Source organism: Streptomyces caeruleatus (genome assembly GCF_001514235.1).
GTDB lineage: Bacteria > Actinomycetota > Actinomycetes > Streptomycetales > Streptomycetaceae > Streptomyces > Streptomyces caeruleatus.
Window position 1 is genome coordinate 212,934 of the sequence record NZ_KQ948926.1, and the last position, 14,965, is coordinate 227,898.

12 protein-coding genes are annotated in these 14,965 nt (G+C 70.1%); all 12 read right to left on the reverse strand.

Features of this window, described 5'->3' with window-relative positions; translation table 11 throughout:
* Window positions 1-228: 228 nt before the first annotated feature.
* Window positions 229-1,584 (reverse strand): MraY family glycosyltransferase, encoded by a 1,356-nt coding sequence (locus AQJ67_RS09690; protein ID WP_062717688.1) that lies wholly within the window; start codon window positions 1,582-1,584, stop codon window positions 229-231.
* A 140-nt stretch (window positions 1,585-1,724) separates the two neighbouring features.
* Window positions 1,725-2,963 (reverse strand): serine hydroxymethyltransferase, encoded by a 1,239-nt coding sequence (locus tag AQJ67_RS09695; protein WP_062717689.1) that lies wholly within the window; start codon window positions 2,961-2,963, stop codon window positions 1,725-1,727.
* Window positions 2,964-3,066: 103 nt separating this feature from the next.
* Entirely contained in the window at window positions 3,067-3,747 is a 681-nt protein-coding gene (locus AQJ67_RS09700) for an arsenate reductase/protein-tyrosine-phosphatase family protein (protein WP_062717690.1), read from the reverse strand.
* The gene (locus AQJ67_RS09705) at window positions 3,744-4,391 is read right to left on the reverse strand and encodes an L-threonylcarbamoyladenylate synthase (RefSeq protein ID WP_062717691.1); all 648 of its coding nucleotides are present in this window, start codon (window positions 4,389-4,391) and stop codon (window positions 3,744-3,746) included. The genes AQJ67_RS09700 and AQJ67_RS09705 overlap by 4 nt, the downstream gene beginning before the upstream one ends.
* Window positions 4,392-4,443: 52 nt before the next feature.
* Entirely contained in the window at window positions 4,444-5,283 is an 840-nt protein-coding gene (prmC, locus tag AQJ67_RS09710; RefSeq protein WP_062717692.1) for a peptide chain release factor N(5)-glutamine methyltransferase, read from the reverse strand.
* Window positions 5,284-5,355: 72 nt separating this feature from the next.
* Window positions 5,356-6,432 (reverse strand): peptide chain release factor 1, encoded by a 1,077-nt coding sequence (prfA, locus tag AQJ67_RS09715; protein WP_062717693.1) that lies wholly within the window; start codon window positions 6,430-6,432, stop codon window positions 5,356-5,358.
* A gap of 109 nt (window positions 6,433-6,541) precedes the next feature.
* Window positions 6,542-6,766, reverse strand: coding sequence for a 50S ribosomal protein L31 (rpmE, locus tag AQJ67_RS09720; protein WP_062709720.1), 225 nt, complete (start codon window positions 6,764-6,766; stop codon window positions 6,542-6,544).
* A gap of 147 nt (window positions 6,767-6,913) precedes the next feature.
* The gene (locus tag AQJ67_RS09725; protein WP_062717694.1) at window positions 6,914-8,050 is read right to left on the reverse strand and encodes an LCP family protein; all 1,137 of its coding nucleotides are present in this window, start codon (window positions 8,048-8,050) and stop codon (window positions 6,914-6,916) included.
* A 207-nt stretch (window positions 8,051-8,257) separates the two neighbouring features.
* Window positions 8,258-10,069, reverse strand: a complete 1,812-nt coding sequence (locus tag AQJ67_RS09730) for a trypsin-like serine protease (RefSeq protein ID WP_062717695.1) — start codon at window positions 10,067-10,069, stop codon at window positions 8,258-8,260.
* 199 nt (window positions 10,070-10,268) lie between these two features.
* A complete protein-coding gene (rho, locus tag AQJ67_RS09735) occupies window positions 10,269-12,296 on the reverse strand; it encodes a transcription termination factor Rho (RefSeq protein WP_062717696.1) in 2,028 nt (675 codons plus the stop codon).
* Between the two features lie 411 nt (window positions 12,297-12,707).
* On the reverse strand, window positions 12,708-13,637 hold the full coding sequence (thrB, locus tag AQJ67_RS09740; RefSeq protein ID WP_062717697.1) for a homoserine kinase: 930 nt from the start codon (window positions 13,635-13,637) through the stop codon (window positions 12,708-12,710).
* A gap of 268 nt (window positions 13,638-13,905) precedes the next feature.
* Window positions 13,906-14,964, reverse strand: coding sequence for a threonine synthase (gene thrC, locus AQJ67_RS46655; RefSeq protein WP_062717698.1), 1,059 nt, complete (start codon window positions 14,962-14,964; stop codon window positions 13,906-13,908).
* Window position 14,965 lies beyond the last annotated feature (1 nt).

A 14,965-nucleotide genomic window follows, 5' to 3' on the forward strand; every position in this document is an offset into this window, starting at 1 on the left:
CGGTCCTTCGGCTCTATCCGGGGGTTCTCGTGAACCGTATCACAAACTATTTGATGAGGTCTTTACCTGGGGCGTGTGCTCGGTGTCACACATGAGAGTGACTCTGCGCGTCTGTGCAGAAACGGCGCCCACTTGTCTGGTATTGGGGCGCTTCGTTCCCCCATGGTTTGGCAATGCTCTAGTCAGATTCTTACCTTGACCGCGCTCTTACCCGGACCCCCTTGACCGTCAGCGGGAGGTCCCGGCCTTCCGTCGGTCCAGGAAGCGCGAACGGGCGCCGATGGCGGTCGCGCCGTTGACCCCGGCCACACCCGCGGCGACCGGAGTGCGCGGCTCGTCCTCGGCCAGGGGTTCGTCGGCCGGGGCCTCGGCGGCAGCGGTCTGCGGTGTGGCGGCCGCGGGCTCGGCGACCGCCCCGCGCCGGCGATAGCGCGGCGGTACGAACGCCTCCGCCCAGCGCGGGGCGCGCGGTGTGAAGCGCGGGAGCAGGAGCAGGGCCAGGCCGATGGCGCTGAGGAAGACCACGCCGAGCACGATCCACATGGACGCCGAGTTCACGGAGTAGGCCAGGGCGCCGAAGGCGATCAGCGCGGACCAGAAGTACATGATCAGCACCGCGCGGCTGTGGGAGTGACCGATCTCCAGGAGGCGGTGGTGCAGGTGGCCCCGGTCGGCGGCGAACGGCGACTGGCCGCGCCAGGTGCGGCGGACGATCGCCAGCACCAGGTCGGCGGCCGGGATCGCGATGATCGTCAGGGGGAGCAGGAGCGGGATGTAGACCGGGACCGTCTGGTGCACGGCCTCCTTCTCGGAGCCGGCGAACAGCTTCAGCGCGTCCGGGTCGACCTGTCCCGTGATCGAGATCGCGCCCGCGGCCAGCACCAGGCCGATCAGCATCGAGCCGGAGTCGCCCATGAAGATCCGCGCCGGGTGCATGTTGTGCGGCAGGAAGCCCAGGCACATGCCCATCAGGATCGCCGAGAAGAGCGTGGCGGGGGCGGCGGCCTCGATGCCGTACGACACCCAGACGCGGTAGGCGTAGAGGAAGAACGCGGCCGACGCGATGCACACCATGCCCGCCGCGAGGCCGTCCAGGCCGTCGACGAAGTTGACCGCGTTGATGGTGATGACGACCAGGGCGACCGTGAGCAGGGTGCCCTGCCACTGGGTCAGGGCGACCGAGCCGAAGCCGGGGATGGGCAGCCACAGGATCGTCAGACCCTGCATGACCATGACGCCGGCGGCGATCATCTGGCCGCCCAGCTTGATCAGGGCGTCGATCTCGAACTTGTCGTCCAGGACGCCGATCAGCCAGATGAGCGCCGCTCCGGAGAGCAGGGCGCGCGGTTCGTTGGACTTCTCGAAGACCGCGCTGAGGTTCGTGAGGTGGTCGGCGACCAGCAGGCCCGCGCACAGGCCGAAGAACATCGCGATCCCGCCGAGCCGCGGAGTGGGTTCCCGGTGCACGTCACGTGCCCGGATCTCCGGCATCGCTCCGGCCACGATCGCGAACTTACGTACCGGCCCTGTCAGCAGATACGTCACCGCGGCCGTGATGCAGAGCGTCAGCAGGTATTCACGCACGGGCTTCCCCACAGGTCTCGCTGGCCATCTCAGCCCCACACCCTAGCGACGTACTCATGGGCGACGCATATGTGTAGGGACTTCCGGGTAGCGACGATGGTTGCACGTGTGGCTGTGCACGCAGGTGCGTCTACCCCCGCTCAGCCGGGATACGGCGGAAATCTACCGGTCAGCTCCCGCACTTCTTCACGTGCCTTCAGGCTCTCGGTCTCCCCGCGCAGCACACCCGCCAGCAGCGCCGCGAGCCACGCCATCTCCTCCTCCCCCATGCCCTGGGTGGTCACGGCCGCCGTGCCGAGGCGCAGGCCGCGGGCGTCGCCGTGCGGCAGCGCGCAGCAGTCCAGCACGATGCCGGCGGCGGCGAGCCGGCCGCGGGCGTCACGGCCGTCGACGCCGAGGGGTGCCGGGTCGGCGGTGATGAGGTGGGTGTCGGTGCCGCCCGTGGTGACGACGAGCCCCTCCGCGGCCAGCCCCGCCGCCAGCGTCCGCGCGTTGGCGACCACCTGATGGGCGTACACGGCGAAGGCCGGGGTTGCCGCCTCGCCGAACGCGACGGCCTTGGCGGCGATGGTGTGCATCTGCGCGCCGCCCTGGGTGAACGGGAAGACGGCCCGGTCGATCCGCTCGGCGAGGTCCGCGCCGCACAGGATCATCCCGCCGCGCGGTCCGCGCAGCACCTTGTGCGTGGTGGCGCACACGGCATCGGCGTACGGCACCGGACTCGGCGCCGCTCCCCCGGCGACCAGCCCCATCGGGTGGGCGGCGTCGGCGATGAGATACGCGCCCACCTCGTCGGCGACGTCACGGAAGAAGGCGTAGTCGATGTGGCGCGGGTAGGCGATGGACCCGCACACGATCGCCTTGGGCCGGTGGGTGCGGGCGAGCGTGCGCACCTGGTCGTAGTCGATGAGCCCGGTCTCGGCGTCCACGCCGTATCCGACGAAGTCGAACCAGCGCCCGGAGAAGTTGGCCGGCGACCCGTGCGTGAGGTGTCCGCCGTACGGCAGCCCGAGGGCGAGGACGGTGTCGCCGGGGCGCAGCAGGGCGGCGTACGCGGCGAGGACGGCCGACGAGCCGGAGTGCGACTGCACATTGGCGTGCTCGGCCCCGAACAGCGCCTTCGCCCGCTCCACGGCGAGCCGCTCGGCGACGTCGACCATCTCGCAACCGCCGTGGTACCGGGCGCCCGGATACCCCTCCGCGTACTTGTTGGCCAGCGGCGACCCGAGCGCCGCCAGTACGGCCGGCGAGGTGAAGTTCTCGGCCGCGACGAGCTGAAGCGTCGTCGACTGCCGATCGAGCTCCCCGAGCAGGATGTCGGCGAGCTGAGGGTCCTGACGGCGCAGGACATCGGCCTCGAGGGTATGGGTGACCGACATGGTGGGCTCCGGGCGTGCGTCGACGGTGACGTACGTCCAATGTAGGCCGGGGACGTCAGGGCCGCCCGGCGTTGTCACGCCTTCGCCGGCACCCGCGCCCGCGTCACGCCCGCGCCGGAACCCCCGTCAACGCCGTCACCACCGGATCCAGCGCCTCATGTATCTCGTCCCCCACCGACCGGAAGAACGTGAGCGGCGCCCCGTACGGGTCATACACCTCGTCCGCCTCCGCCGTCGGCGCCAGCAGCCACCCGCGTAGAGCCGCCGCCGCACGGACCAGGGCGCGTGCGCGGAAGACCACGCCCTCCTCCAGGGGAGGGAGCGTCGCGGGGTCTATCGCCTTCACCAGGCGGGTGAACTCCTTCAGGGTGAAGGTGCGCAGGCCCGCCGAGTGGCCCATGGAGATGACCTGGGCACGGTGGTCGCGGGTGGCGGTCAGGACCAGGTCGGCCCGGATGACGTGTTCGTCGAGGAGCTCGCGGCCGACGAAGCCGGAGGCGTCCGCGCCGAAGTCGCCGAGGACCGTCTCCGCGTTGGACTCCATGGGCGCGCCCTCGTGGCCCCAGGTGCCCGCGCTCTCCACGATCAGCCCGCCGCCGAGCACCCCGAGGCGCTGCGCCACGAAATGACGGGTCAGCCGCTCGGTGATCGGCGAGCGGCACACGTTTCCGGTGCTGACGTGGAGGATGCGGAAGCTGTCGCGCGGGAGTCCCACGAAGGTCGTCGTGATCTCCGCCGCGCTTTCCCCGTTGCCTATGCCACGCCCCACGTCAGGGGCTGTCAATTGGCCACCTCGAGGTCGGGTACGACCTTCCGCAGCTCGTCGGCGGAGATCGCGCCCGCACGCAGCAGGAGGGGCACCTCTCCCGTGACGTCGACGATCGACGACGGGACGTTGCCGGGGGTCGGGCCGCCGTCCAGGTAGACGGAGACCGAGTCGCCGAGCATCTCCTGCGCGGCGTCGCAGTCCTCGGGCGCGGGGTGGCCCGTCAGGTTCGCCGAGGACACGGCCATCGGGCCGACCTCGGTCAGCAGCTCGATGGCGACGGGGTGCAGCGGCATGCGCACGGCGACCGTGCCCCGGGTGTCGCCCAGGTCCCACTGCAGCGACGGCTGGTGCTTGGCGACCAGCGTCAGCGCGCCCGGCCAGAACGCGTCGACCAGCTCCCAGGCCAGCTCGGAGAAGTCGGTGACGAGACCGTGGAGCGTGTTCGGGGAGCCGATCAGCACGGGGGTGGGCATGTTGCGGCCCCGCCCCTTGGCCTCCAGCAGGTCGCCGACGGCCTCCTTGGTGAACGCGTCGGCGCCGATGCCGTACACCGTGTCGGTCGGGAGGACCACGAGCTCGCCACGGCGGACGGCGGACGCGGCCTCACGCAGACCCGTCGTGCGGTCGGTCGCGTCGTTGGTGTCGTATCGCCGTGCCATATCTAGCGGGCCTCCTCGTACACGTACTGCGGAATCGAAGTCGGGGCGGTGGTCACGGCAGTGCCTTGCGGGCCGTCGCGAACCGGGGGCGGTTGTTGAGGTCCGGGTGGTCGGCCGCGTCGGCCCAGCCCCGCTCCTCGGTGAAGATCCACGGCACCTGGCCGCCCTGGGTGTCGGCGTGCTCGATGACGACGACGCCGCCGGGGCGCAGGAGCCGGTGTGCGGTCCGTTCCAGACCGCGGATGAGGTCGAGGCCGTCCTCGCCGGAGAACAGGGCGAGTTCGGGATCGTAGTCCCGTGCCTCGGGAGCGACGTACTCCCACTCGGTGAGCGGGATGTACGGCGGGTTGGAGATGACCAGGTCGACCTGGCCGTCAAGGTCGCGGAAGGCGTCCAGGGCGTTGCCCTGCCGCAGGTCGACCCTGGACCCCTCGACGTTCTTGCGGGTCCACCGCAGGGCGTCCTCGGACAGCTCCACGGCGTGCACGCGGGAGCGCGGGACCTCCTGGGCGAGGGCGAGCGCGATGGCGCCGGAGCCGGTGCACAGGTCGACGATGCAGGGCTCGACGACGTCCATCGCGCGCACGGCGTCTATGGCCCAGCCGACCACCGACTCCGTCTCGGGGCGGGGCACGAACACCCCGGGCCCGACTTGGAGTTCGAGATAGCGGAAGTACGCCCGCCCGGTGATGTGCTGCAGCGGCTCGCGCTGCTCGCGCCGGGCGATGACCTCCCAGTAGCGGGCGTCGAAGTCCGAGTCCTTCACGGAGTGCAGCTCGCCCCGCTTCACGCCGTGCACGAACGCGGCGAGCTCCTCCGCGTCGTTGCGCGGCGAGGGCACGCCGGCGTCGGCCAGCCGCTGGGTGGCCTGGGCCACCTCCGCGAGCAGCACGCTGCGGGGGCTCGGGGTTCGCCCCCCGATGAATTGCTGCACGCAAGTCCTCCGTGTCGTACTCGTACGTCCTTACGCGGCCGCGAGCTTGGCGGCCGAGTCCGCGTCGACGCAGGCCTGGATCACCGAGTCGAGGTCGCCGTCCAACACCTGGTCCAGGTTGTACGCCTTGAAGCCGACGCGGTGGTCCGAGATGCGATTCTCCGGGAAGTTGTAGGTACGGATCTTCTCGGAGCGGTCGACGGTGCGGACCTGGCTGCGGCGGGCGTCGGCGGCCTCCTTCTCGGCCTCCTCCTGCGCCGCCGCGAGCAGCCTGGAGCGCAGGATACGCATCGCCTGCTCCTTGTTCTGCAGCTGGCTCTTCTCGTTCTGGCAGGAGGCGACGACTCCGGTGGGAATGTGCGTGATGCGCACCGCGGAGTCGGTCGTGTTGACGGACTGGCCACCCGGGCCGGACGACCGGTACACGTCGATACGGAGGTCGTTCGGGTTGATCTCGACATCGATCTCCTCGGCCTCGGGCGTGACGAGCACACCGGCCGCGGAGGTGTGGATACGGCCCTGGGACTCGGTCGCCGGCACGCGCTGCACGCGGTGCACACCGCCCTCGTACTTCAGTCGGGCCCAGACGCCCTGCCCGGGCTCGGTGGCGCCCTGGCCGCCCTTGGTCTTCACCGCGACCTGGACGTCCTTGTAACCGCCGAGCTCGGACTCGGTGGAGTCGATGATCTCGGTCTTCCAGCCGACCCGCTCGGCGTACCGCAGGTACATGCGCAGCAGGTCGCCGGCGAACAGCGCCGACTCGTCGCCGCCCGCGCCCGCCTTGATCTCGAGGATGACGTCCTTGTCGTCGCTGGGGTCGCGCGGGACGAGCAGCAGCCGCAGCTTCTCGGTCAGCTCCTCGCGCTGCTTCTCCAGCTCCTTGACCTCGGCCGCGAAGTCCGGGTCGTCGGCGGCGAACTCCTTCGCCGTCTCGATGTCGTCGCCGGTCTGCTTCCAGGAGCGGTACGTACCGACGATCGGGGTGAGCTCGGCGTAGCGCTTGTTGAGCTTGCGCGCGTTGGCCTGGTCGGCGTGGACCGACGGGTCGGCGAGCTTCGTCTCCAGGTCGGCGTGCTCAACGACCAGGTCCTCGACGGCCTCGAACATCTTGGGCTCCTGAACTGCGTAAGAAAGAAGGGGGAAGGCGGGCGACCAAAAACGCCGGTCCCGGCGCGCCTGTGAGGGGCGCGACCGTGGACCGGCGAATTGGAGCTCGCTACTTCTTGGAGCCGGCAGTCGCCTTGCCGAAGCGGGCCTCGAAGCGGGCCACACGGCCACCGGTGTCGAGGATCTTCTGCTTGCCCGTGTAGAACGGGTGGCACTCGGAGCAGACCTCGGCGCGGATGGTGCCGCTCTCGATCGTGCTACGGGTGGTGAACGACGCGCCACAGGTGCAGCTGACCTGCGTCTCGACGTACTCGGGGTGGATGTCGCGCTTCAAGGTGTCTCCTAGTTTCGGGAGGGCACCGGGTCGCTCCCGCGGGGTGCGGTCGCGTGAACCGGGGCCGACGTACCAGTCTGCCAGGACTGGGGCCATCCCCCAAAACCGGGGGTTCGCGTCATGTATTCCCTGCCGGCCCCGCGCCCCTCAAGGGGCGCTCACCACGCCCTTGGCAGCTCCCGCAGCCGTGCCTTCGGTGGCCGACTTCGGGATCGGCCTGTCGTGCTTCAGGGCGTCCCACACCAGCTGGGCCTTGGCCTTCGCCACGAGTACGCGGTTCGGGTCCGCCGGGTCGTACCGGACCGGCATCGTGACCATGTGCATGTTCTTGGAGCTGATGCTTTTAAGTCCGCCTGCGAACGACATCAGCTTGTTGACCGAGCCGAGGTCGGAGTCGGTGGTCACGGCCTTGGTGGCGGTGTTGGCGAGGTCGAGGAGCTTCTTCGGGTTGTCGAAGAGGTCGATGTTCTTGATCTGGTTGAGGAGTGCCTTGATGAAGGCCTGCTGGAGCTGGATGCGGCCGAGGTCCGAGCCGTCGCCGACGCCGTGCCGGGTGCGGACCAGGCCCAGGGCCTGCTTACCGGTGAGCTGGTGGGTTCCGGCCTTGAGGTGGAGGTGGCTGTCGGGGTCGTTGATGTCCTTGGTGGTGGTGACCTCTACGCCGCCGAGCTCGTCGATGAGCTTCTGGAAGCCGGAGAAGTCGACCTCCAGGTAGTGGTCCATGCGGATGCCGGTGATGGACTCGACCGTCTTCACGGTGCAGGCGGCGCCGCCCGTGGAGTACGCCTCGTTGAACATCACGCCGGACGCGGCGTCGTGCGTGTCGCCGTCGGTGTCGGTGCACCGGGGGCGGTCGACGAGGGTGTCGCGCGGGATGGAGACCACGCTGGCCTTCTTGTGGCCCTCGTAGACGTGCACGATCATCGCCGTGTCCGAGCGGGCGCTGCCGTCGTCGGTGCCGCCGCCGAGCTGCTTGTTGCTGCCGGAGCGGGTGTCCGAGCCGAGGACGAGGATGTTCTCCGAGCCGTTGTCGACCTTCTCCGGCCGTTCGGTGCCGAGGGCCTGGTCGATGTCGACGCTCTTGAGGTTGCCGTTGAGCTTGAAGTACAGGTACCCGGCGCCGGTGCCGCCCAGGATCACGATCCCGGCGGCCGTCCAGGCCATGATCAGCAGGCCCTTGCGTTTGTCCCGGGGTTTGCGGCGGCGGCCCTTGGCCCGGTGGCGCGGACCTGCGGTGCCGGTCTCGCCCGGTATGCCGGGCTCCGGCGTGCTCTCGGCGGACACTGTGCTCCTCGGTTCTCGTTCCGGTCGGTTACCCCCTGCTTTCAGGGACAGGCGTGGCCATTTGGCCCGTACCACACCATCGTCGCCCCGTCCGGTCAGACGGGGAAACTCGGAGAAGGGTTGCACAACGGACCGTGCCCACCGCCGGGGAGCGATGGGCACGGTCCGTAGTCGGCGATCCCGGGCAGGCCGGTCTCACCTGCGCTTTCAGCCGAGAATGTCGTACTGCTTGTAATCGGTGCCGACGGACTTCGGTGTGCTGAAGATCTCGCTCGTGGCCTTTCCGGTGCCCGGGTACAGGTAGAGCGTGCCGGCGGTGTTACGGGCCAGGAAGTCGGCCTTGCCGTCGCCGGTGACGTCGCCGACGGCGTCGAAGCCGTTGTACGTCGCCCAGGTGCGCACCTTGATGCGGGGGGCGAACGCGCCGGTGCCGGACTTGCCGGTGCCCTTGAACAGGTAGATGTAGCCGCCCGTCCTGCTGCGTGCGATCAGGTCCGTCCTGCCGTCGCCGGTGAAGTCGCCGTGGCCGCGCAGGGAGTTGTACTGGTTCCAGCCGGAGCCGACCTTCACGCGGGTGCCGAAGGTGCCGTTGCCCTTGCCCGGGTAGATCCACAGGTACCCGCCGGAGTCGACGGAGAGCAGGTCGGGCAGGTAGTCGCCGGTGACGTCGCCCGGGACGACGATGCGGGTGCGGGTCTTCCAGTTGTCGGCGAGCTGCTTGGTGGCCCAGCTGCCGCTCGACGGCACGTAGTGCGACCAGAACAGGTCGCCGTCGGAGCCGCGCCGGTAGATGAGGTCCTGGTAGCCGTCCCGGTCGAGGTCGGTCTGGAGGACGAGGTCGGCGCCGCTCCAGTTGCCCCAGGACTCGCGCGCGGCGAAGGAGGTGCCGCCCGAGTCCTTCGAGTAGCCGGTCTTCGTGGAGGCGTTGCGCAGCCACAGGTCGGCCCGGTGGTCCCCGCTGATGTTGGTGTCGTCGACCCGGGGGTAGGCGGCACCGACGTAGGAGGTGACCTTGGCGAAGACGCTGTAGGCGCCCTGGGCGACGCAGTCCTGCACACCCCAGGAGACGACGCCGACGATCCGCCCGTTCACGACGAGCGGCCCGCCGGAGTCGCCGTTGCAGGCGGAGGTCGTACCGGTGTCGCTGCCGCTGGCCGGCGTGCCCGCGCAGACCATGTGGCCCTTGATGAACTCACTGCCGTAGTAGCCCGCGCAGGTGCTGTCGGACTGGATCGGCAGCGTGGCCGTCTTCAGCGTGCCGGAGATGTCCTGGCCGGTGGAGCTGGTCCGGCCCCAGCCGTAGACCTTGGCGCTGGTCCCGGCGGCGTACGAGGCGGTGTCACCGGACGCCGTCATGCGGATCGGCGTCGCCTTGACCGGGCCCGCCAGGGTGATGACGGCGATGTCGTTGTCGATCGTCGTCGCGTTGTACGACGGGTGGTACCACTGCCGGTGCGGCAGGCTGACGGTGCCGCCGTGCAGATCGCTGTCGCCGGCGTCGTCGGTGGTCGGGAGCTGGGCGGTGCCGGTGATGACGGCGCCGTAGGTGTACCAGTCGTAGCCCTTGACGCAGTGCGCGGCGGTGAGGATCTTCGTCGGCGCGACGACGGCGCCCCCGCAGAAGAACCCGAGGTCGTCCGCCTCGTCGGCGGTGCCCTGGTCGTCGTAGTACCAGAGCTGCGCCATCCAGGGCGCCGAGGTGATGCCGGTGGTCGTGCCGCCGATCACCATGGGGCTCACGGTGGAGTCGCCCGCGGCGTCGGTCGTGCTCGCGCCGTACGACGACTTCTTCGCCGTCTCTCCTGCGGCGTCGTCCCCGGCAACGGCCCCCGCGACCCGCCGCTCCAGCTCGGCGAGCGAGGCCGAACCGGTCGCCGGCTTCACGGTGGGCGTGGGCAGCGCGGTCGCGGCCCCCGCGGACGCGGTCAGCAGCGCCGCCGCGACGGCAGCGGCGACACCGACAGCGGCAACGGGCAGCCCGAGACGTATCCGGCGTTTGTGCCGACCGCTGCCGGACATGGTGGTGCTCAAGTAGGTCCCCCCAGGGATGCATGTGCAGGAAGGGGCGCATGGATACGCCCGTTCCTCTCAGCGCCAAAAGGCCGCCCCCCGTCACTGTCTGACGGGGGGCGGCCTCAACGCCCTCTAGGGGCGCGGGGAACTGCGCGATCAACCACGAACCACCCGCACTCGACGAGCAACCCGCATACCCGAGCTCTTAGTCGCCATTGCCCGGCGTCGGCGTCGTCTTCTGAATCTGCATCAGGAACTCGACGTTCGACTTCGTCTGCTTCATCTTGTCGAGCAGCAGCTCGATCGCCTGCTGCTGGTCCAGCGCGTGCAGCACCCGCCGCAGCTTCCAGACAACCGCCAGCTCCTCGTTGCCGAGCAGGATCTCTTCCTTACGGGTACCGGACGCGTCCACGTCCACCGCCGGGAAGATGCGCTTGTCCGCGAGCTTGCGGTCGAGCTTGAGCTCCATGTTGCCGGTGCCCTTGAACTCCTCGAAGATCACCTCGTCCATGCGGGACCCGGTGTCGACCAGAGCGGTGGCCAGGATGGTGAGCGAGCCACCGTCCTCGATGTTCCGCGCGGCACCGAAGAAGCGCTTCGGCGGGTACAGCGCGGTCGAGTCGACACCACCGGAGAGGATGCGGCCGGAGGCGGGCGCGGCGAGGTTGTACGCACGGCCCAGACGCGTGATGGAGTCGAGCAGCACGACGACGTCGTGCCCCAGCTCCACCAGCCGCTTGGCGCGCTCGATGGCGAGCTCGGCGACCGTCGTGTGGTCCTCGGCCGGGCGGTCGAAGGTCGAGGAGATGACCTCGCCCTTCACCGACCGCTGCATGTCGGTGACCTCTTCCGGACGCTCGTCGACGAGGACGACCATCAGGTGGCACTCGGGGTTGTTGTGCGTGATCGCGTTGGCGATGGCCTGCATGATCATGGTCTTGCCGGTCTTCGGCGGGGCCACGATCAGACCACGCTGGCCCTTACCGATCGGCGACACGAGGTCGATGATGCGGGTGGTCAGCACGCCCGGGTCCGTCTCCAGGCGGAGGCGGTCCTGCGGGTACAGCGGGGTGAGCTTGTTGAACTCCGGGCGGCCACGGCCGTGTTCGGGCGCCATGCCGTTGACGGAGTCGAGACGCACCAGCGCGTTGAACTTCTCGCGCCGCTCGCCTTCCTTCGGCTGACGGACCGCACCGGTGACGTGGTCGCCCTTGCGCAGGCCGTTCTTGCGAACCTGAGCCAGGGAGACGTACACGTCGTTGGGACCGGGCAGGTAGCCGGAGGTCCGGATGAAGGCGTAGTTGTCGAGGATGTCCAGGATGCCCGCGACGGGGATCAGGACGTCGTCCTCGTTGATCTGCGGCTCCGCGCCGCCCATCTCGTCGCGACCACGACGGCCCCGGCGGTCGCGGTAACGGCCGCGACGGCCACGGCGGCCACCCTCGAAGTCGTCGTCGTCCTGCGGGCCGTTGTCGCGCTGACGGTCCTGGCGGTCCTGACGACCGCCGCCCTGCTGCTGGCCCTGCTGGCGGTCCTGACGGCCGCCGCCCTGCTGGTCGTCGCCCTTGCGACGGTCGCCGCGGTCCCCGCGCTCTCCGCGGTCCCGGTCCCGGCCGCGCTCACGGCGGTCGCGACGGCGGCCCTCGCCACCGTCACCGGCGTCGCCCTTGGCGTCACCCTGCTGGCCCTGCGACTGCGCGGGCGTCTCGGCCTTCGGCTCGCTCTTCGCCTCGGCGGCGACCGTCTCGGGGGCGGCCGCGGGGGCACCGGCGTCGGCGGTGGCACGGCGACGACGGCGCTCGACCGGCGCGTCCTCGCTGGCCGGCTGGCCGGGAATCTCGATCTGCTGCTGGGCCACGGCCTTCTCGGCGGGGGCCTCGGTGGCCTTCTCCGCCTTCTTCGCGGCGGCGGCCTCGTCGCCCGTACGGGCCCGGGAGGTGGCGCGGCGCTTCGGCTTGGTCTCGGTGGCGGCCTCGGCCTTCGCCGGGGCGGATCCCCCTCCGGCCTGCGCCTCCTTGATGACCTCGATCAGCTGGCTCTTGCGCATACGCGCCGTGCCCCTGATGCCGAGGCCGGATGCGACCTGCTGCAGCTCGGCCAGCACCATGCCCTCGAGGCCGGTACCGCGGCGCCGCCGGGAGCCGGCACCGGTGGCAGGCGCGGAGGCGTCCGTGGCGGGCGCGGCAGCGGTCTCCTCGACACGTGCGCCCATCAGATCGGTGGTGTCGCTCACGAAGGGTCCTTCCCTGGAGCGGACGTCGGCCTGTCTGGCTCGGCGACCGTTTGTGCTGTCCGGCTTCGGTCCTTGGTGTGTGGACCGTGCCGGGGCGGTGGTCCGCCAAAGCGGCGGAGGAAATATCTGGTGATGGCGCTTCCCAGAGCCGTGGCACTCAGTGTCTGTGTCACGCGGCTCGGTCGCGCCGGTTCCGGAGCGTGCCCGGCAAGTCGCTCAGCGCCCGCGTACGAGGTACTGCCCGCATACGTCGTACGGAACACAGTGCGGCTTGGGAGGCTCCCGGAAGAATGTCTGTCCCGGACGGGGACACGAAGCACCTCGCCATGGTGGGGTCGGGTGCAGACTTGAGGTTAACACTACCGGATCCAACAAACATTCCCCCTCTCGAAATCCGGCAACCGCGCGCTTTTAAATGTCACCGGAGGGAGCAAGCGGCAACACGCTCGCTCCCAGCGCGTCGAGGTCGAGCCGGTTGGCGGCCCAGCCCTCGCCTGCCAGATGGGCCACCTTGTCGGCACTGTCCGCGTCGGCCAGCGCGAGCACGGTGGGTCCTGCTCCTGAGATGACTGCCGGGACTCCGTCGGCCCGCAGTCGCTCCACCAGCGCGGCGCTCTCCGGCATCGCCGGTGCGCGGTACTCCTGGTGGAGACGGTCCTCGGTGGCGGGCAGCAGCAGCTCGGGGCGCCTGGTCAGGGCCTCGACGAGCAGGGCGGCACGGCCCGCGTTGGTGGCGGCGTCGACGTGCGGGACGGTGCGCGGGAGCAGGCCGCGCGCGGTCTCGGTGAGGACCGGCTTTCCGGGCACGAAAACCACCGGAACGATGGAATCGGCGGGATCCATCCTGATGGCCCGGGCGGCGCCGGCCTCCATCCAGGAGAGGGTGAAACCGCCGAGCAGACAGGCCGCGACGTTGTCGGGGTGGCCCTCGATCTCGGTGGCCAGCTCCAGCAGGGCCGCGTCGTCGAGCTTGGCCTCGCCGCCTATGGTCACGGCGCGGGCGGCGACGATGCCGGCGCAGATGGCGGCCGAGGAGGAGCCGAGGCCGCGGCCGTGCGGGATGCGGTTGGCGCAGACGATCTCCAGGCCGCGCGGCTGGCCGCCCAGCAGATCGAAGGCGGTGCGCAGGGAGCGTACGAGAAGGTGCTTTTCGTCACGTGGCAGCGTCTCGCTGCCCTCACCCGCGATGTCGATGTGCAGCCCGGAGTCGGCCACCCGGACGACCACGTCGTCGTAGAGCCCCAGCGACAGGCCGAGGGCGTCGAAGCCCGGGCCGAGGTTGGCGCTGGTGGCGGGGACGCGCACCCGGACGGCGGCGGCGCGGAACGCTGGACCGGCCATCGCTTGATGACTCTCCTTGAGCTGCGTGATGGTCGAAGACATTCGATGACGAAGACATTCGATGTGTACGAGAACCCCTGGGGCCGCTTCCGGGCCGCGGAGACGGCGCGGCACCGCGCCCCCTGCGGAGGCATATGCGGCGGGCGGGTTCGGTACAGCCTATCGAAGGTAGGTTCTGTGGCGACATAGGGCGCACAGGAGGCGCACGATGCGTGTCGTATGCCCCCTGTGCACCCCATCCAGGGATTTCCCCGGGTCAAGCGGTACGTCAGGCCAGGCCGAGGCGCTCGGCGGCAGTGGCGGCGTCCACCGGAACGGTGACCGGCTGCGGGGCGCCGGCGACGGCCCAGTCGGGGTCCTTCAGGCCGTTGCCGGTGACGGTGCAGACGATGGTCTGGCCCGGGTCGACCTTGCCCTGCTCGGCGGCCTTCAGCAGACCGGCGACGGACGCGGCGGAGGCGGGCTCGACGAAGACGCCCTCCTGCGCGGCCAACAGCCGGTAGGCGCGCAGGATTTCACGATCCGTCACCTCGTCGATGAACCCGCCGGACTCGTCCCGCGCGGCGAGCGCGTACTGCCAGGAAGCCGGGTTGCCGATGCGGATGGCGGTGGCGATGGTCGACGGGTCCTTGACGACCTCGCCGCGCACGATGGGCGCGGAGCCGGAGGCCTGGAAGCCCCACATGCGCGGGGTCCGCTGGGCGATGCCGTCGGCGGCGTACTCCGTGTAGCCCTTCCAGTACGCGGTGATGTTGCCCGCGTTGCCGACCGGCAGGACGTGGATGTCGGGGGCGTCGCCCAGCATGTCCACGATCTCGAAGGCGGCCGTCTTCTGCCCCTCGATACGCACCGGGTTGACCGAATTGACCAGGGCCACAGGGTAGTTGTCGCTCAGGTCGCGGGCGAGCGTGAGGCAGTCGTCGAAGTTGCCGTCGACCTGGAGGATCTTCGCTCCGTGGATGAGCGCCTGGCCCATCTTGCCGAGCGCGATCTTGCCCTGCGGGACTAGAACGGCCGAGACCATGCCCGCGCGCACGGCGTAGGCGGCGGCGGAGGCGGAGGTGTTGCCGGTGGAGGCGCAGATGACGGCCTTGGCCCCCTCCTCCTTCGCCCTGGTGATGGCCATGGTCATACCGCGGTCCTTGAAGGACCCGGTCGGGTTCGCGCCCTCCACCTTGAGGTGGACCTCGCAGCCCGTGCGCTCGGAGAGCACCTGCGCGGGCACGAGGGGCGTGCCGCCCTCGCGGAGCGTCACGACCGGCGTGGTGTCGGAGACGGGCAGCCGGTCCCGGTACTCCTCGATGATTCCGCGCCACTGGTGGGTCATT

What these genes read in the sequence shown, in the direction of transcription:
- AQJ67_RS09695 (WP_062717689.1), bottom strand. Translation starts at nt 2,963, where the DNA reads ATGTCGGTCACCCATACCCTCGAGGCCGATGTCCTGCGCCGTCAGGAC.
- thrC (WP_062717698.1), bottom strand. Translation starts at nt 14,964, where the DNA reads ATGACCCACCAGTGGCGCGGAATCATCGAGGAGTACCGGGACCGGCTG.
- prfA (WP_062717693.1), bottom strand. Translation starts at nt 6,432, where the DNA reads ATGTTCGAGGCCGTCGAGGACCTGGTCGTTGAGCACGCCGACCTGGAG.
- AQJ67_RS09730 (WP_062717695.1), bottom strand. Translation starts at nt 10,069, where the DNA reads ATGTCCGGCAGCGGTCGGCACAAACGCCGGATACGTCTCGGGCTGCCC.
- thrB (WP_062717697.1), bottom strand. Translation starts at nt 13,637, where the DNA reads ATGGCCGGTCCAGCGTTCCGCGCCGCCGCCGTCCGGGTGCGCGTCCCC.
- AQJ67_RS09705 (WP_062717691.1), bottom strand. Translation starts at nt 4,391, where the DNA reads ATGGCACGGCGATACGACACCAACGACGCGACCGACCGCACGACGGGT.